A 17,531-nucleotide genomic window follows, 5' to 3' on the forward strand; every position below is an offset into this window, starting at 1 on the left:
CGCGTGCTCTCAGACCTGGACGCGGTCGCGGATGGCGTCGGTGATGATCGCGACGGCCTCGTCGACGGGGACCTTGTTCTGCTGTCGCCCGTCCCGGAAGCGGAAGGAGACCGCGCCGGCCTCGGCGTCCTCGCCGCCGGCGATCAGCATGAACGGCACCTTCGACTGCTGGGCCGTGCGGATCTTCTTCTGCATCCGGTCGTCGGAGGTGTCCACCTCGACCCGGACGCCGGCCGCGCGCAGCTTCGCCGCCACCTCGCCGAGGTAGTCGTTGTAGTCAGCGGCCACCGGGATGCCGATCACCTGGACCGGCGACAGCCAGGGCGGAAAGACACCGGCGTAGTGCTCGGTGAGCACGCCGACGAACCGCTCGATCGAGCCGAACAGGGCACGGTGGATCATCACCGGGCGCTGCCGGGCGCCGTCGGAGCCGGTGAACTCCAGCCCGAAGCGCTCCGGCAGCATCAGATCGACCTGGATGGTCGACAGCTGCCAGGTGCGGCCGATGGCATCGCGGGCCTGGACGGAGATCTTGGGCGCGTAGAACGCCGCCCCGCCGGGGTCGAGGACCAGGTCGAGCCCGGACGCCGCGGCCGCCTGCTCCAGGGCGGCCGTCGCCCGCTCCCACTCCTCGTCGGTGCCGATCGACTTCTCCGGGTCCCGGGTCGACAGCTCCAGGTAGAAGTCGTCCAGGCCGTAGTCCTTCAACAGGTCCAGGACGAACTGCAGCAGCGACGTCAGCTCGTCGGCCATCTGGTCGACGGTGCAGAAGATGTGCGCGTCGTCCTGCGTCATCCCGCGCACCCGGGTCAGCCCGTGCACCACGCCGGACATCTCGTAGCGGTAGACCGACCCGAACTCGAACAGGCGCAGCGGCAGCTCGCGGTAGGAGCGGCCGCGGGACCGGAAGATCAGGCAGTGCATCGGGCAGTTCATCGGCTTCAGGTAGTAGTCCTGGCCGGGCTTGCGGACGGTGCCGTCCTCGTCACGCTCCTCGTCGAGGTGCATGGGCGGGAACATGCCGTCCTTGTAGAAGCCGAGGTGACCCGAGATCTCGAACAGCTCGCCCTTGGTGATGTGCGGGGAGTAGACGAACTCGTAGTCGGCGTCGACGTGGCGCTGGCGGGAGTAGTCCTCCATCGCCTTGCGCAGGACACCCCCCTTGGGGTGGAAGACGGCCAGTCCCGAGCCGATCTCGTCGGGGAAGGAGAACAGGTCCAGCTCGCGCCCGAGTCGGCGGTGGTCCCGCTTAGCCGCCTCCTCCAGCCGGGTCTGGTACGCCTTGAGCTCGTCCCGGCTCGGCCAGGCCGTGCCGTAGAGCCGCTGCAGCTGCGGGTTGGCCTGGTCGCCACGCCAGTAGGCGGCCGAGCTGCGCATCAGCGCGTACGCCGGCAGGTAGCCGGTGTGCGGCACGTGCGGGCCGCGGCACAGGTCCTTCCAGGCCACCGAGTCGTCGCGGCGCAGGTTGTCGTAGATCGTCAGCTGACCGGCCCCGACCTCGGCGCTGGCCCCGTCGTCGGCCGTCGCGCCGCCCTTGTCGGCGATCAGCTCCAGCTTGTACGGCTCCTGGGCCAGCTCGGCGCGGGCCTCGTCGTCGGACACCTCGCGGCGGACGAACCGCTGCCGCTCCTTGACGATCCGCGTCATCCGCTTCTCGAGGTCCTTGAGGTCCTCGGGGGTGAACGGGGTCGCCAGGTCGAAGTCGTAGTAGAAGCCGTCGGTGATGGGCGGGCCGATGCCGAGCTTCGCGTCGGGATGGGCCGCCTGCACCGCCTGGGCGGCGACGTGCGCAGCGGAGTGCCGGAGGATGGCCAGGCCGTCGGGCGACGCGTTGCCCACCGGCTCGATCTGGATCTCGGCGCCCTCGACCCCGTCGAGCAGGGGTCGGCTCAGGTCGCGGAGCTCGCCGTTGACGCGGACGGCCACGATCGTCTTGTCGTCGCCGTACAGGTCCAGCCCGGTGGTGGTGCCGGTCACCTGCTGGCCCTCGGACTTCTCGCCGGCGACGGTGATCGACATGCTGGACACGCTTCTGCGCTCCCCTCCCGGTGTGGGCCCCGGCCGACCAGAGCGGCCGGCGGGCCGGTCGACGACACGTCGACCGGCGCTCAGCCTAGTGCCTTGGGCTCAGCCCAGCCCGTCGATTCGGCGCACCTCGTCGTCGGTCAGGGTGATCCTCGCCCCGGCGGCGTTGCTCTCGATCCGCTCCCGGCGGACCGACTTGGGGATGACCACGTAGGAGTGGGCGACGTGCCAGGCCACGATCACCTGCGCCGCCGTCGCGTCGTGCGCCTCCGCGATCTCGGTCAGCACCGGATCGGCGAGGTTGCTGGCCTTGAACGGGCTGTAGCCCTCCAGCACCACCTGCCGCTCGGCCAGTCCCTGCGCGACGGTCGCGTCGAAGATCGCCGGGCTCCAGCGGATCTGGTTGACCGCGGGCGTCACCCCGGTCGCGCTGGTCAGCTCGTCAATCTGGTCCAGGGAGTAGTTGCTGACCCCGACGGCGGTGGCCAGACCGTCCTCGCGCGCCCGCACGACCTCGGCCCACACCTGCGGCGAGGCCTCCTTGTTCGGCGGCCAGTGGATCAGCCACAGGTCGACGTGATCCAGGCCGAGCTGCTCCAGGCTGGTCTCGATGGTCTCCCGCTCCCGGCCGGCGTGGTCGGGCGGCAGCTTGGTGGTCACGAAGAGCGCGTCCCGGTCCAGACCGGAGGCGGCGATGGCCCGTCCCACGCCGGTCTCGTTGCGGTAGCCCGTGGCGGTGTCGATGTGGCGGTAGCCGAGCTCCAGTGCTGTCGAGACGGCCCCGGTGGCGTCGGCTTCGCTGATCTCCCAGGTGCCGAAGCCGAGCAGCGGCATCCGGCCGCCCCCGGTCAGGTCGACGGCGGGTGAGGAGTAGTCGTGGGATGTCATGGCCCCAGTCAACCTTCTTCTGGCAAACGGTTTCGCCGTGGGTCGGCCGGCGGATCCGCGGCGATCGGCTCAGCCGGGCTCGTTGAACGGGGTGATCACCTGGATCTGCGACGTCCGCGACCACGGCCGCCCCGGCAGGGCGCCGCGGGCGCGCAGGATCAGCCGGGCGGCCTCCTCCAGGCCACCGGGCAGGTCGTGGTGCAGCACCGCGGTCAGCTGCCGCCGCCGCAGCAGCGTCACGTTGTCACCGTCCAGGTCGTGGGCGACGAAGCTGGTCGGCGTGCGTCCCCTGGCCCGGAAGGCTTCCAGGATGGCGGCGTTGCCGCCACCGATCGAGTAGACGGCGTCCAGGCTGGGATCCCGCGCCAGGGCCTCGCCGACGGCGACCAGGGTGCTGCGGTGCAGTCCGTCGGTCTCGGTGACCTCGACCAGCCGGCGGTCGGGGGCGAGCTCGGCCATCGCGACCCGGAAACCCGCCTCCCGCTCCCCCTCACCGTGGAACGTGCTGCTGGACAACGACATCAGCACCCCACCCGGCTCCGGACGGGACGTCCGGGTGATCAGGTACGCCGCGGTGGCACCGGCCGCGCGGTTGTCGATGCCCACGTACGCGACGCGGCGGCTGGCGGGCACGTCGGTGACCAGGGTGACGGTGGGGATCCCGGCCCCGGCCAGCTCGTCGACCGCCGCGGCGACGAGCTGGTGGTCGGGGGCCTTGAGCAGGATCCCCTGGCTGCCGCGCCGCCGGATCCGCTGCAGCGTGGCCGCCACGTCAGCCGCGTCACCCTCCTCCTTGAGGTGGAACCGGGCCCGCAGCACGGCCGGCCGGAGCTGCGGCAGCGCGGCCTCCGCCGCCGCCCGGACGGCGTCGCTGAAGCGCCGTGGCGCCAGCATCACCAGGTCGACCAGGAACGTCTGCCCGGCCAGCCGTACCTGGTCGGCCTGCCGGTCCAGGTCGGCGACCGCCTGCCGGACCTCGCTGCGGGTGCTCTCCCGGACGCCGGCCCGGTCGTGCAGCACCCGGTCCACGGTCGCCTCGCTCAACCCGGACTGCTGGGCGATCTCCCGGACCCGGTACGGGTGCCGCTGGTTCCTTCGCGTCACGCCGCGCGCCTTCCTCGGAGGCCCTAGCCTGCGATCCGCAGGAGCCGCACCGGACCGAGCAGCCCGTGGTCACGCACCGGGGTGGTCTGCATCGCCTCACCCCGACCGGCCAGGTCGGCCAGGATGTCGGGCACCGTGTCGTAGTAGCCACGGGCCAGCAGGCGGTTGTTCAGCGAGCTGGAGACCCGGACGGTGACCAGGTTGTCCCCGACCCGGAGGTCGTCGGTGACGTCGACCACCGGCCGGGAGGTGTCGAAGCCCGTGGGCGCGCCGTCGTTGACCTGCACGGAGCCGAGACCACCGGCGGTCGAGCCGAGGTCGAGCAGGTAACGATGCCCGGGCTCGCCGCCGTGCTCGCGGTTCAGGACCGAGCGGTACTCACCCACCCCGGAGACCGCGGCGCCGACCCCCGCCAGGTCCCGCCAGGGGCCGAGCTCGGTGGTGCCGACGTCGATCCGGGTGATCGCCGTCAGCGGCCGGACCTCGCGGGTCCGGTAGCCCAGACCACGGTCCTCGGTGATCACCTGCAGCTCGCCGGCGTCCCAGCTCTCGACGGCGATGTCCCACTCGGTCAGAGCGGCGACGGGTTCCGGCGCGCTCACGCTGCTGCCGGCGGCCGCCGCGCCGGATCGGTCGAGGGTGAGCAGCGCCGTCTCACCCGGGGCCAGAGGCACGGTCACGACGGTGCGGTCCCCGTCCTGACGCACGCCGGTGTGCGGGCGGACCGCGCCCGTCCAGGCGTCGATCCGGTGCACGGCTCCGGCGCCGGGCAGCGCGACCTCGACCTCGGTCGGCTCCCCGGTCTCGTACAGGAAGTTGTACAGGTAGAGGTGCAGCAGGTCGCCGTCCTCCCGCAGGTGGCTGAGCACCGTGCGGTTGTCGGCGACGAACTCCGCCCGCCCCACCACGCCGAGCCCGCGAAGGGCCTCGACGGTGCCGGAGGGGTCGTCGACCACGCCGACGGTCGGCAGGGCGAGCAGCTGCGCCATCGTGTCGGCGAGCTCGGCGTCGCGGCCGTCGAGCCCCGGGGTGCGCACGGCTGCCCGCGGGTGGTCGGTGTACAGGCCCCGAGCGAGCAGCTTCAGCTCGCGGGCGCCGTGCACGACGAGGACCGTCAGGCCTCGGCGAGCCCAGTCGAGCAGACGGGCGGCGGTGTCGGCGTCGAGCTCGCTCTGGTAGACGATCAGGGCCTGGTAGCCCGGCCCGTCGGGTTGCACGACGCCTTCGGAGAACGCCACGTCCTGGTGCAGCAGCAGCGAACCGTCGAAGAACTCGTAGGTCCAGCCCGCGTCCTGCATCCCGAGGTCCTGCCACCAGTGGTTCTGGCGGTCACGCATCCAGAGCCGGCCGTACGCCTCCTCGTCGGGGATGCGTCGCCCGTCCTCGCCGACGAACGCGAGTCCGGACATGTTGTCGGTGAAGTGGTCGGTGCGCAGGATGCCGACGTCGATGCGCGGACGGCCCCGGCGGAGCACGAGCTGGTGGCGGGCCACCGCCGCCGTCCACAGCGGGTAGAACTCCGCGCCCGGCTGCCGGGTGTCGAAGCGCTCGGAGAACATCGGCCACATGCCCTCGTGGCCCGGCCAGTCGGTGACCCCCTCGGCACCGGCGGTGCTGGCCCAGCCGTGCAGCACGGTCTTGGTGATCCCGGCGGCCAGCTGGGTCGCGATGATCTGGTCGTAGAAGCGGTGGTCGAGCATGTGGTTGCGGGTGGTCGCCCCGGTCTCCGAGGAGTACTGCTTGCCGAACAGGTGGGCCGGCCCGGCGAGCAGCCGGTAGGCGTCGATCTGGGCGGCGAACTCCAGGGACTCGGTCTCGATCCCGTCGACCTCCGGCCCGGGGCGGGTCAGCTCGAACGGCAGCCCGTAGCTGATCTCGGCCCGCAGGGTCAGGCCGTTCGCGTGCAGGAAGGCGGCGAACGGGCGCAGCATGTTCTCGATGTAGAGGTCGGTGAGGGTGCGCACGTAGTCGAACCGGACCTTGTCCACCGTGATCCGGTGCTCCTCCGGCGGCTCGTTGTGGTGGACGGTGTCGACGGCCATGAACGGCACGTCCCGGGTCAGGAACGGCAGCCAGGGCACGATGTCGTACCCGCGACGGGCGGCGAACTCCGCCGCCACTGTGTGCCCCCAGAAGAGTCCGCCGGCCCCGAACGTCGACAGCTCGAGGGAGTCCATGTACATCTGCGCCCGCGGGTTGGCCGCGATCTGCTCCCGCAGCTCCGGCGTGAGCACGACGGTGTCCCAGTAGTCGATGACCGCTCGGGCCCCGTCGGGGTCGACGTAGCTGACGGTGTAGTTGGTGGAGGCCGACGGCGAGGCCGTCTGGCCCGTGCCGTGCACCCAGTAGACGTACAGCCGCCAGGTGCCCCCGTCCGGCGCCGTCCAGTCCAGGGCCTCGTCCCGCACCCGGTCGGTCAGCACCGTCACGGAGTCGGCGTCGAGGACGGCGCCGGTCTCGGTCTCGGTCAGGACACGGGCGGCGACGACGGCGACCAGGGTCTGGTCCCGGATCACACCCCGCTGACCCGGCAGGTGCCGAGCCGCCGGTTCGGCCGTCAGGTCGATGCGCGGCAGCGCGCCGCTGCGCGACGTCCCGGGCGGCAGGTCCTCGCTGACCAGGTCGAGCTCCTTGGCCGCCGCCGGATGGTCGGGGTCGATGGTCGGCAGGTTCGCGTTCGACCAGTTGGTGCCCGAGGTGAAGCTGACCGACATGTTCCGTCGCGTCGTCTCCTCCACCACGATCTGGGAGTCGTGGACCCACTCCTCCGCCCCCCAGCCGTAGCGGGCGTGGTCGACGGCGCGCTCGTCCATGGCCAGGAACTCCATGCCGCCGAAGCCGAGCCGGTGGGCGGTGTCGATCTCGAAGCGCAGCGTCTCGTCGGTGTGCAACCCCTCGGCCAGCCACCAGCGCAGCTCGGGCCGGTACTCGATCGGCGGGTTCGCGAGTAGTCGGACGACGTCGTCCATGGTCATCGTGCTTCCTCCGTACGGTGGGCGCCTGCCGGACTTGAATCGATTCAGTGATCGTAGTGGCGAGGTCACCCGGGGGGAACCGGTCTGCCGCGGTGCGGCTCCGGTCCGCGGGTGTCGCTCAGCCCTGGACGTGGAGACGGTCGGCACCGATGGTGAGCACCACCCGTTGCTGGTCACGCCCGCCGAACCAGGGGTACGGGCCACCGGTGTACCGCTGGGCCAGCTCCTCGATGTGGTCAGCCGCTCCGTCGGTGGTCGCCTCGAGCACCCGGCCGCGCACCGCGAAGTAGCGCGACGGATGGCGGGAGTCGAACAGGGTCACGGCCACTCGTGGGTCGCGGGTCACGTTGCGCATCTTCTGGTGCGTCTCGACGGTGTTGATGAGGATGTGGCTCCCGTCGGTGTCGGCCCACGTCTGGGTGAGCTGCGGTGAGCCGTCGGGCATCACGGTGGCGAGGTAGCAGGTCGCCGTGGCCCGCAGGAGCGCGAGGAGCTCGTCGGGGAGGTGCATGGGTCTCCGTCTCTGACATCAGGGGCGCCGCGAGCAGCCGGGTGACCGGTGGCGCCGGGACCATCCTCGTCCCTCGCTCCCACCCCGTCCCGCCCTGAGGGCTTATTGAGGGTTTTTCGCACGGTTCGAGCCGGCCGCTGGCGGCTAGCGTCAGCTTCGCCCCTCCCCACGAACCGCAGCTCCAGGAGACCTCGATGACCGTGACCGCCCGCCCCAGCACCGGTACGCCGGGTCGCTTCACCGAGGCCGACTGCTCGCTGGCCGACTTCGCCACGCTGGTCGACAGGACGACCGAGCTGGCCCACTTCCCGCACGCCACCGCGGTGGAGCAGAACGTGCTGGTCTACGACGCGGCCGACCTGCGCCGGGTGGTCGCCTCCGACGCCGGCCGGCTGGAGGTCGAGGCCGAGCTGGTCCGGGCGCTGACCGCCGGTCCGGGCGTGGTGGCCTTCACCGGCGCGTACGCCGACCACGCCGTGGTCGACCGGGCCACCGCGGCCTTCGACGGGATCATCGCCGCGGAGCGGGCGGCCGGCGGCGGTCACAACGACCACTTCGCCAAGGCCGGCGCCAACGACCGGATCTGGAACGCGCTGGAGAAGCTCGCGGTCCGCGACCCGGGCACGTTCGTGGACTACTACGGCAACGACATCCTCGCCCTGATCAGCACTGCCTGGCTCGGACCGAGCTACCAGATGACGTCGCAGGTCAACGTGGTCCGCCCCGGCGGCCAGGCGCAGGACCCGCACCGCGACTACCACCTGGGCTTCCTGTCCAACGCGACAGCGGCCCGCTATCCCGCCCACGTGCACCTGCTGTCCCCGGTGCTGACCCTGCAGGGCGCGGTGGCGCACTCGGACATGCCGGTCGCGTCGGGGCCGACCATGTACCTCCCGTACTCGCACGGGTACGAGCCCGGCTACCTGGCCTGGCGGCTGCCGGAGTTCCGGGAGTTCTTCGCCGACCGGCACGTCCAGCTGCCGCTGACCAAGGGCGACGCCGTGTTCTTCAACCCCGCCCTGTTCCACGGCGCCGGCACCAACGTCTCCGCCGACCTGCAGCGGATGGCCAACCTGCTGCAGGTGTCCTCGGCTTTCGGCCGGGCGATGGAGACGGTGGACCGGGCCAAGGTGTCCCGGGCGATCTACCCGGTGCTGCAGGACCGTCGGGACGCCGGCGTCGACCCGGCGGTGCTGGCGAACGCCCTGGCCTGCGCGGCGGAGGGCTACCCGTTCCCCAGCAACCTGGACCTCGACGCCAACGTCGACGGGCTCACGCCGTTGTCCCAGGCCCAGGTCGTCCAGCAGGGCCTGGACGAGGACTGGACCGGCGAGCGCCTCGCCCAGGAGCTGACCGCGTACGACGTCCGGCACCGCACGGACGAGATCTGATGGGCCTTCTCAGCGACAGATCATCCTGATCAGCGGCGGCACCCAGGGGGTCGGCGCGGGCATCGCCCGGGCGGCCGCCCGCGAGGGGGCCACCGTGGTGGTCACCGGCCGGCGGCCGGACGTCGGTGCCGACTTCGTGGCCGGCCTGACCGACTCCGGTGCCGAGGCGTCCTTCGTACGGGCCGACGTGGCCGACGTGGAGTCCGCCCGGGCCAGTGTGGCCGCGGTGATCGAGCGGCACGGCCGGATCGACGGACTGGTCAACGCCGCCGGTCTGACCACCCGCGGCACCCTGGTGGACACCACCCCCGAGCTGTTCGACCAGCACGTCGCGATCAACCTCAAGGCTCCGTTCTTCCTCATGCAGGCGGCGGTGTCCGACATGATCACGCGTGCTGCGACCGGCTCGATCGTCAACGTGATCACCATGTCCGCCCACGGCGGACAGCCCTACTTGGCTCCGTACGTGGCCTCCAAGGCCGGACTGGTCGGGTTGACCAGGAACGCCGCCCACGCCCACCGCTGGGACAGGATCAGGATCAACGGGATCAACATCGGCTGGACCGAGACCGCCGGCGAGGACGAGATCCAGCGCCGGTTCCACGGCGCCGGGGACGACTGGCTGGAGCAGGCCGGGGCGTCGCTGCCGATGGGCAGGCTCGGTCAGGTGGACGACGTGGCTCGGCTCGCGGTGCTGCTGCTGTCCGACGCCAGCGGCGTGGTCACCGGCTCGATCATCGACTGGGACCAGAATGTGCCCGGCGCCCACGACTGAGGATCACCGAAGGAGATCGATGAAGATCGGACTGATCGGCCTCGGCCGGATCGGCACCTACCACGCCGCCAACCTGGTAACTCTGGACGAGGTCGAGCAGCTGGTGGTCACCGACGCGGTGCCGGCCGCCGTCACCTCAGCCGTCGAGCGGTTCGGGGCCACCCCGGCCGACTCGGTGGAGGCCCTGCTCGGCGCGGTCGACGCGGTCATGATCACGGCCCCGACCTCGTTGCACCTGTGTCTGATCCAGCAGGCGGTGGCCACGGGGTTGCCGACGTTCTGCGAGAAGCCGGTGGCCGAGGACCCGTACGCGGCCAGGGACCTGGTCTCCTGGGTGGAGGACTCCGGCGTGCCGGTCCAGATCGGCTTCCCCCGCCGGTTCGACCCGGCCTTCGTCGCCGCCAAGGCGGCCCTGGCGTCCGGTGACCTCGGGTTCCTCACCACCGTCCGGTCCACCACGATGGACCCCGCGCCGCCACCGATGGCCTACGTCGGCGGTTCCGGCGGGATCTTCCGCGACTGCGCGATCCACGACCTCGACGCGGTCCGCTGGGTGACCGGTAGGGAGGTCGTCGAGGTGTACGCGACCGGCGCCAACAGGGGCGACCCGGAGTTCGCCGCCCTGGGTGACGTCGACACCGCCTCGGCCCTGCTCACCTTCGACGACGGCACCATCGGCGTGATCAGCAACACCCGCTACAACGGGGCGGGGTACGACGTCCGGCTCGAGCTGCACGGCTCGGCCGGGTCGATCGCCGCCGGTCTCGACGAAGGTCTGCCGATGGTCTCGGCCGACCCGTCGGTGACCTTCCCGGCCGGGCCGGCGCACACGTTCTTCATGGACCGCCTCGCCGCTGCCTTCCGGATCGAGGTCGCCACCTTCCTGGAGACGGCCGCCGGTCGGGTGCCGTCGCCGTGCACCCTGGCCGACGGGCTGGAGTCCAGCTGGATCGCCGAAGCCTGTGCGCGCTCGCTGGGCGAGCACCGACCGGTCCGGGTGGACGAGGTCCGCCGGACCTAGCCGGAGCCCCGCGAGCCGTCCAGGATCAACCCGGCCAGGTGGTGGAACCGCACCGACCGCACGCCGCCGAACCACACGTAGCTGAGCAGCTGGTGCTCGCACGCCCGGCAGAGCACGACCAGACCGTGGGCGTCGAGCTCGACCACCGTCTCGGCCAGCGGTCCGGACTGCTGGCAGGCACCGCACTCGACCACCGCGTCGGTGAGGTCGGCGCCGAAGATCTCGCTCAGCGGGCCGCCGGCGGCGTTGCCGTCCAGACGGGTGAACTGCGGACCGTCGCTCGGCGGGTGGGTCGGCGTCATGGTCACAGACCTCCGAAGCGCTCGGTGCGGATGCGGTCGGCCCGGTGCCCGCGGCGCACCAGGATGCTGGCGACCGACTCCACGAAGCCGGTCGGGCCGCAGACGTAGATCAGGGGTTCACGGTCCGGGGGCAGCGTCAGGTCGGCGATCGTGCCGGCGTCGACGCGACCCGGCGCCCGGGTCGCCCCCGCCGGCGCCGTCCGGGTGTAGACCCAGTCAAGAGCGAAGTCGTCCGCGACCGAGCCGGCGAGCTCATCGGCGTACAGGGCGTCGGCGTGGGTCCGCACCGAGTAGAGCAGTCGGAACGGCTCGCCGCGGCCGGCCGCACGGTGGGCCCGCACGATCGACATCAACGGCACGATGCCGGAGCCGCCCGCGATGAGCTGGACCGCGTCGCTCTGGCCGGGGTGCACCTGGGCGGGCGGCCAGACGAAGTAGCGGCCGATCGGTCCGCGCACTTCGACCTGGTCGCCGGGCAGGGTCTCGCGGACCAGGTACGGCGAGACCTCGCCCTCGGCGTACTCGTCGACGCCCAGCTCCACCTGCTCGCCGGGACCGTAGGACGCGATGGAGTAGGACCGGACCGCCTGGTAGCCGTCCTCGGCGGTCAGCCGCAGATCGAGATGCTGACCGGCCCGGTTGCCCGGCCAGCCGGGGACCTGGAGGCCGATCACGCGAGCATGATCGTTGGCGGCCACGACCGACGCCACCGTCGCGACCAACCAGCCGGAGACCGGGGCGCGCGCGCCGGGTGCCATCAGGAGTACCGGTCCTCGGTCCACGGGTCGCCGTACATGCTGTAGCCGTTGCGCTCCCAGAAACCGGGCTCGTCGCGCACCTGCAGGTGCAGTCCCCGCACCCACTTGGCGGACTTCCAGAAGTAGAGGTGCGGGACCAGCAGCCGGGCGGGTCCCCCGTGCTCGGCGCGCAGCGGTCGGTCGTTGAACTCGTACGCGATCCAGGCCTTGCCCCCACGCAGGTCGGCCAGCGGCAGGTTGGTCGTGTAACCGCCGTAGCAGTCCACCGTCGCGTAGAGCGCGCTCGTCTCGACGCCCGCCAGCAGGTGATCCAGGGACACGCCACGCCAGCGGGTGGCCAGCTTGGACCAGCGGGTCACGCAGTGGATGTCGGTCTCGATCTTGTCGATCGGCAGGGCGAGCAGCTCCGACCAGGTCCAGGTGGCCCGCTCCCCGTGCTCGGAGACGAGCTCGAAGGACCAGCGGTCGGTGTCGATCCGGGGCGTCGGGCCGGCCGACAGGACCGGGAAGTCCTCGGTCACGTACTGACCGGGGGGCACGCGCTCATCGGGATCGCGGCGCCGAGACGGGAACCCACGGGTGACGACAGCCATCCGACCCTCCTTGCGTTGCTCAGCCGCCCACCGAGGGGAGGCTGTCCGGGTCAGCCTAGCGACCCGTGGTCACGCCGTCGCGTCGACCTTGCAACCGCAGAGGCCGCGCTCGTCGTGCACGTTGGGGAAGCGGCAGGACAGCGGGACGCCCGGGCGCCATCTGGTCGAGCGGGCCCGCGGGTGCTTGTAGTTGCCCTTGTCGTCGCGAGGCACGACCTTGACGATGCAGGTCGGGCACCACGCTGTGGTGGGGCCCAGCGGCCAGTCGGTGGCCAACGCGTCGGTGGTGGTGTCGTCCTCGATCGCCTGGATCCAGGCGGCCTCGACCTCGTCGTCGGTCAGCGGCGTCAGCGCGTCGGTGTCGGCGTACTTCTTGATCCGGCGACAGGTCGACAGGTGCAGCTCACGCTGCGCGCCGGAGGCGGTCTCGGTGTTCGCGACGACCTGCTCGCCGGTCACCCGGTAGATGTGGCCACGGAACAGGGCGTCGGGATCGCTGGTCACGGTTGATCACTTCTTTCCGCTGGACACCCGACCCGCAAGCGGGTGGCGAGGTGTCGAAGCAACGTCGCCTACCGGGGTTCCGGCGGGTCGGCTCACTGGGCTGTCTGCTCCCATGGGCGGGTCCTGAGGGGTGGGCGATACTGGGTTCGAACCAGTGACCTCTTCGGTGTGAACGAAGCGCGCTACCACTGCGCCAATCGCCCCAGCCCCGGAGGGCGACGCCCACCTTATCCCATGGCGGGCGCCCGTTTCACATCCTGAGGTCGGGTCGGCGACCAGGCGGCGCCGGACGATCCCGGTCACGGATCGACGAGCTCGGTGCTTCTGGCCCGGAACCGGGCGGCGATCTCGGCGGTCCGCGGACCTACCCCCGGATACTCCACGGCGTCCCACCGCGTCACGCCCTGGACGTCGCGCAGCGAGGAGGTGATGAAGACCTCGTCGGCCTCGGCGGCCGTGGCCAGCGTGAAGTCCTCCTCGACGATGTCGCACCACTCCAGCAGCACCTCGCGGGTGATGCCGGCCAGCGGACCGGACAGCAGCGGCGGCGTGACGATGCGGTCGCCGAACACGCAGAAGATGTTGGTCCCGGTGCCCTCGCACACGTCGCCGGCGGTGTTCAGGAAGATCGTCTCCGAGGCCTCCTTCGCGTGCGCGAACGAGAGCCCGCGGACGTTCTCCCCGTACGACGTCGACTTCACCCCGGTCAGCGCACCGTGCTCGTTGCGCCGCCACGGGGCGGTGACGACCGTGACGGTCGGCGGTGGCGGGTCGGTCGGCTCGGCGATGACGACCAGGGTCGGTGGCCCGAAGGCTGCCGCCGAACCCAGCGGGCCGACCCCACCGGTGTAGGTGATCCGGATCTTGCCGAAGTCCCACGCCTGGTCGGCGCAGACGGCCTCGATGGCGGCCCGGACGACGGCGTGGTCGGGCGCCGGCAGCTCCAGGGAGGCCGCCGACCGACTCATCCGGTCCAGATGCCGCTGGACGGCGAACGGCCCGGCGGCGGTGATCTTCAGCGCCTCGAACACGCCGTCCCCCACCACGAAGCCGTGGTCGGTGACGGGGACCGACGGGGTCTCCTCCGACCCGTAGAGGCGGCCGTCGAACCAGATCGTCCGGGACGGGGCGGCCGGCGTCGACGCGGGGGCGGAGGGAGCGGCAGTGGTCATGTCGGCGAGCCTAGACCCGAGCACCGACAGGCGGATCGAGACGGTTTGGACTCCACCGCCGACCTCGGCTAAGGTTCCTACCCGTGCCTGACTCCGGTCGGATCAAGCACGATGCGGACGTGGCTCAGTTGGTAGAGCATCACCTTGCCAAGGTGAGGGTCGCGGGTTCGAATCCCGTCGTCCGCTCGGAGCGAGTCTCGCCCATCCCTGTGGGGAGCAGTGTTCTCCAGTCCATTCGGAGGGGCCGAGGCTTCTCAGGGTGGAGTGGCCGAGAGGCGAGGCAACGGACTGCAAATCCGTGTACACGGGTTCAAATCCCGTCTCCACCTCGGGCGATTGGCGCAGCGGTAGCGCGCTTCCCTGACACGGAAGAGGTCACTGGTTCGAACCCAGTATCGCCCACCAGCAAAAACCCTAGCCCGACCCACTTTCATCAGTGTGACTCTTCCTCTGCGCGGCCCGAAATCCTGACCAGCCAGCCACACTGACAGCCACGATTCAGCCCTCCCCGGCATCATCGAAGAGCGCATCCATGGCTCGCGCACCCTTGGTCAGCACCGGCCGCAGCTCTTTGCGGTAGACCTTTTCCGTCACGTTCGTGCTCGCGTGACCGACCAGGTGCGAGATGTCCTCAATCGCCATTCCCGAACTCGACAGCAGCGACACGAAGCTGTGCCGCAGTTCGCGCGGCGTCCAGCCCGGACCTTCCAGACCAGCCTGCTTCACCACCATCCGGAACGACCGTCGCACATTCGCAGCATCAAGTTCAGTGCCGAGGCCGGTGCAGAACACCAGATCCTGGTCCACCCACGACGAGCCGGCCTTCACCCGCGTTTCGACCTGCTCCCTGCGATGCTGCCGCAACGCGTTCACGCACCGGTCCGGCAGCTCCAACGTCCGCCGAGACCTGGCCGTCTTCGTGTCACCACCCCGACGCACCGACCGCCACACCTGCATCGACGGCGGATCACCGTCCAAGTCCAGGTGCTTCCAGGTCAGCGCCCGCAGTTCCTCCGTCCGTGCCCCGGTGAAAAGCGACACCACCACATAGGCGTTCATCGACGTGCCATTGGCCGCTTCCAACACCGTCCGGGCTTGATCGAGCGTCAATGCCTTCGACGGCCGGCCCTCCTTCCCGCGCGGCGCATCACACAGCAGCGCGACATTCCGCCGGACCAGATCCCGCGCCTGCGCCCGACGGATTGACTGCCGCAGGATCGACAGGAGCCGGGACACACTGTCGGTCGCCAACACCCGCGCCTTCGCCGCCAACCAGGCGTCGACCTCTTCCGCCGTCAACTCCATCAGCCGCCGCGACCCCAACGCCGGAATGATGTGCTTCTCAGCCATGATGCGCCGGTTCGTCACCGTCGACGGATCACGACCCACCAGCCCGTACCGCAGCCATGACTCCACCGCCTCCCCCACCGTGTAGCCGCGCTGCTCAGGAGGCAGACCGTCCATCTGATCGCGACGCAACGCCAGCAGCTTCGCCTTCGCCTCCGTCTTCGTCCGAGCGCTCACCTGCACCCGACGCCGCTTGCCCATCGGCGAGAACCCGACGTCGACCACAGCCATCCACCGCTGCCGACGCTCATTCCAGAACAGCGTCCCTTCGCCGCTCCTACGCCGCATGATCTTGACCATCACTCCGAGCCTCCACCAGCAGCAGCGCCACATAGTCAGCAATCGCCGATGCCGGCACCAGCCGACGCCGACCCTGCGTCACCGTCACCAACCGATCCGACCGGATCAGCTCATAGATCACCGTCCGACTCATGCCCAACATCTCCATCGCCTCCGGCACGCTGTGCAGCATCGGCGTCACCACTCGCACCTTGCCCATCGCCACCACTTCCTTCCGACCAGCCGAGTCCCTGCCCAACAGGGCCGGCCCTCCCTCACCTCAGGATCATCAGACGGTCGACCAGACCGCCTCAAGGGCGCCTACGGCGTCACTACGTGATCGGGCACGCCGACCCTTGACCCGCCCTGCCCGACCGCCAGAGTCGGCGCCCATCGGGAGGGCCGGCACAGAATGGTGCCCCTCAAATCGCCTCCACCTCCTCAGTCATCCCGAGCCCGGGCAGCCGACGCAGCCGCCAACGCCGCATCACCGGCGCTCAGCCAGCCGATCCCAGCGAACCGCCACGACCCGACCACCAACGTGGACTCCGCTTCCAGCTCGGCCTGGTCAGCGTCGTCACCAACACGCACCGACTCCCGGGCGTGGAGGTTGTTGAGCCGTGCTCGGACGTGGTCACGGCGGGCCTGCCGCAGCCGGCCGAGAGTGGTCGAGTAGCGACGTGACTTGGAGGCGAAGTGTCCGCGGAAGCCGAGCATGTCGGCCCACCGTGACCAGCCCTTGTACGGTCCATCCGGCCCGGTCAGCCCGGCACACCCAGCCCGCAACGCCGTCCGTCTCACCAGCTGCTTGAGCCGCGCCAGATGCGGGTTCGGACCGGCCTGGGCGTCGGCCAGGTCAGCAGCGGCCTTGGTCGCGTACTTCGCCACATACGCCGCGACCGTTTCGGGGTGCAGCTCGACCCCGGTGGCGGCTTCCCGGTCAGCGCCACCATGGACGACCCGGGCGTCGACCTGGCGGCCAAAGCTCAGCACCCGCCCCACATCGTGGCTGTCCACAGGCGACGCCTCGCACGACACTTCACCGGCTGCCTGCAACACCAGGTCCACCAGGACGGATGCCGTCACCGACCGACCGGGCGCAGGAAACGGGTCCGCCTCGGTGGGGTGGCCGTCGAGCCGGATCAGGGCGTGGAAGTGCACGACCCCGCGACGTTGGAACTCGGCCACCTTCGCAAACTGGACCCGGACCAGCCGCCGACACGCTGCCTCCGACAGGCTGAGTTGGCGGGCGAGCGTCCGGCCTAGAGCAATCGTGAACCGCCGCCACAGCTCCGGTGCGTACCACTGCCACACCAGATGCCCGAGGTAGTCGTAACAGTCCCGGCACAGCGGCTGACCGACGAGAACCTGGTCGTGATCGTGGACGGCCATGCACCAGGTCGGTCGTCCGTGCGGGCACAGTTTGCGTCCATCGCCGCTGCGGGGTCGGCACCGCTGGGTCCCACGCTGACCGGGCTTCTTCGCCGCATGCACCGTCCCGAACGACGGAGCCGTGAGCGTGGCGAACACCAGCGGATGCTCCCCAACCTCGGCGGGAATGTTCTTCATGCCGCCAGCCGCGCCGGCCATGATCACGTGGTAGACGTCGCCCTGGTACTGATGCGAGCACGACTCACACACCGCGCGACGCCGATTCCCACACCGGAGATAGGTGATGCCGTCCGGCTCCGACGCCGACGAGTAGCTGCGCAGCACCACGCCGGTGGTCGGGTCGATGGTTTCGCTGGACCCCGCAACCCGGATCGGATGCGCGCACCGGCCGACCTGCTCCACCTGCGCCAACCAGCGGCCGAGGTCCGGCGACGTCAGCCGTTCGGTCGCCTGCACCCTCGCCGTAGGTGACAGGTCCTGCAAGGTCAACATGA

Annotated in this window: 16 protein-coding genes and 4 tRNA genes; 6 read left to right on the forward strand and 14 right to left on the reverse strand. The window is 70.7% G+C overall.

The window, feature by feature from the left end; translation table 11 throughout:
- Positions 1 to 9: 9 nt before the first annotated feature.
- The 5 genes from thrS to ABD714_RS06645 form a co-directional block, all read right to left on the reverse strand.
- A complete protein-coding gene (gene thrS / locus ABD714_RS06625; protein WP_344811513.1) occupies positions 10 to 2,019 on the reverse strand; it encodes a threonine--tRNA ligase in 2,010 nt (669 codons plus the stop codon).
- Positions 2,020 to 2,127: 108 nt separating this feature from the next.
- Entirely contained in the window at positions 2,128 to 2,913 is a 786-nt protein-coding gene (locus tag ABD714_RS06630) for an aldo/keto reductase (protein ID WP_344811514.1), read from the reverse strand.
- A gap of 69 nt (positions 2,914 to 2,982) precedes the next feature.
- Positions 2,983 to 4,017, reverse strand: coding sequence for a LacI family DNA-binding transcriptional regulator (locus ABD714_RS06635; protein WP_344811515.1), 1,035 nt, complete (start codon positions 4,015 to 4,017; stop codon positions 2,983 to 2,985).
- Between the two features lie 23 nt (positions 4,018 to 4,040).
- Positions 4,041 to 6,992 carry a glycosyl hydrolase gene (locus ABD714_RS06640; RefSeq protein WP_344811516.1) on the reverse strand — a complete coding sequence of 984 codons (2,952 nt, stop codon included), beginning with the start codon at positions 6,990 to 6,992 and terminating at the stop codon, positions 4,041 to 4,043.
- A gap of 118 nt (positions 6,993 to 7,110) precedes the next feature.
- Positions 7,111 to 7,503: a PPOX class F420-dependent oxidoreductase gene (locus ABD714_RS06645; protein ID WP_344811517.1), complete on the reverse strand. Its 393-nt coding sequence runs from the start codon at positions 7,501 to 7,503 to the stop codon at positions 7,111 to 7,113.
- Between the two features lie 194 nt (positions 7,504 to 7,697).
- Between ABD714_RS06645 and ABD714_RS06650 the strand changes: the two genes are divergently transcribed.
- From ABD714_RS06650 to ABD714_RS06660, 3 genes are read left to right on the forward strand one after another with little or no spacing between them, the layout of a single operon-like run.
- Positions 7,698 to 8,894: a phytanoyl-CoA dioxygenase family protein gene (locus ABD714_RS06650; protein ID WP_344811518.1), complete on the forward strand. Its 1,197-nt coding sequence runs from the start codon at positions 7,698 to 7,700 to the stop codon at positions 8,892 to 8,894.
- 22 nt (positions 8,895 to 8,916) lie between these two features.
- Entirely contained in the window at positions 8,917 to 9,669 is a 753-nt protein-coding gene (locus tag ABD714_RS06655) for an SDR family oxidoreductase (RefSeq protein ID WP_344811758.1), read from the forward strand.
- Between the two features lie 19 nt (positions 9,670 to 9,688).
- Complete coding sequence (locus ABD714_RS06660; protein ID WP_344811519.1) at positions 9,689 to 10,690, forward strand: Gfo/Idh/MocA family protein; 1,002 nt, start codon at positions 9,689 to 9,691, stop codon at positions 10,688 to 10,690.
- Here the strand turns inward: ABD714_RS06660 and ABD714_RS06665 are convergent.
- From ABD714_RS06665 to ABD714_RS06690, 6 genes are all read right to left on the reverse strand, one after another.
- A complete protein-coding gene (locus ABD714_RS06665) occupies positions 10,687 to 10,992 on the reverse strand; it encodes a DUF6510 family protein (RefSeq protein WP_344811520.1) in 306 nt (101 codons plus the stop codon). The genes ABD714_RS06660 and ABD714_RS06665 overlap by 4 nt on opposite strands.
- Positions 10,993 to 10,994: 2 nt before the next feature.
- Entirely contained in the window at positions 10,995 to 11,750 is a 756-nt protein-coding gene (locus tag ABD714_RS06670) for an FAD-binding oxidoreductase (RefSeq protein WP_344811521.1), read from the reverse strand.
- Positions 11,750 to 12,343 (reverse strand): molybdopterin-dependent oxidoreductase, encoded by a 594-nt coding sequence (locus ABD714_RS06675; protein WP_344811522.1) that lies wholly within the window; start codon positions 12,341 to 12,343, stop codon positions 11,750 to 11,752. Before ABD714_RS06675 ends, ABD714_RS06670 begins: the two co-directional genes overlap by 1 nt.
- Positions 12,344 to 12,412: 69 nt before the next feature.
- A complete protein-coding gene (locus ABD714_RS06680; protein ID WP_344811523.1) occupies positions 12,413 to 12,847 on the reverse strand; it encodes a hypothetical protein in 435 nt (144 codons plus the stop codon).
- A gap of 131 nt (positions 12,848 to 12,978) precedes the next feature.
- Positions 12,979 to 13,050, reverse strand: a tRNA-Val gene (locus tag ABD714_RS06685).
- A 96-nt stretch (positions 13,051 to 13,146) separates the two neighbouring features.
- Positions 13,147 to 14,019: an aminotransferase class IV gene (locus ABD714_RS06690; protein ID WP_344811524.1), complete on the reverse strand. Its 873-nt coding sequence runs from the start codon at positions 14,017 to 14,019 to the stop codon at positions 13,147 to 13,149.
- Positions 14,020 to 14,132: 113 nt separating this feature from the next.
- Between ABD714_RS06690 and ABD714_RS06695 the strand changes: the two genes are divergently transcribed.
- The 3 genes from ABD714_RS06695 to ABD714_RS06705 all read left to right on the forward strand — a co-directional run bounded on the left by ABD714_RS06695 (position 14,133) and on the right by ABD714_RS06705 (position 14,424).
- A tRNA-Gly gene (locus ABD714_RS06695) sits at positions 14,133 to 14,205 on the forward strand.
- A 72-nt stretch (positions 14,206 to 14,277) separates the two neighbouring features.
- Positions 14,278 to 14,348: transfer RNA gene (locus tag ABD714_RS06700), tRNA-Cys, on the forward strand.
- 1 nt (position 14,349) lies between these two features.
- A tRNA-Val gene (locus ABD714_RS06705) sits at positions 14,350 to 14,424 on the forward strand.
- Between the two features lie 93 nt (positions 14,425 to 14,517).
- Here the strand turns inward: ABD714_RS06705 and ABD714_RS06710 are convergent.
- The 3 genes from ABD714_RS06710 to ABD714_RS06720 all read right to left on the reverse strand — a co-directional run bounded on the left by ABD714_RS06710 (position 14,518) and on the right by ABD714_RS06720 (position 17,529).
- On the reverse strand, positions 14,518 to 15,666 hold the full coding sequence (locus ABD714_RS06710; RefSeq protein WP_344811525.1) for a tyrosine-type recombinase/integrase: 1,149 nt from the start codon (positions 15,664 to 15,666) through the stop codon (positions 14,518 to 14,520).
- Positions 15,644 to 15,865, reverse strand: a complete 222-nt coding sequence (locus tag ABD714_RS06715) for a helix-turn-helix domain-containing protein (RefSeq protein WP_344811526.1) — start codon at positions 15,863 to 15,865, stop codon at positions 15,644 to 15,646. Before ABD714_RS06715 ends, ABD714_RS06710 begins: the two co-directional genes overlap by 23 nt.
- Before the next feature lie 221 nt (positions 15,866 to 16,086).
- Positions 16,087 to 17,529: a replication initiator gene (locus tag ABD714_RS06720; protein WP_344811527.1), complete on the reverse strand. Its 1,443-nt coding sequence runs from the start codon at positions 17,527 to 17,529 to the stop codon at positions 16,087 to 16,089.
- Between the last annotated feature and the right edge of the window lie 2 nt (positions 17,530 to 17,531).

The organism is Microlunatus aurantiacus (assembly GCF_039536605.1).
In the GTDB taxonomy this organism is placed as follows: Bacteria; Actinomycetota; Actinomycetes; order Propionibacteriales; family Propionibacteriaceae; genus Microlunatus; species Microlunatus aurantiacus.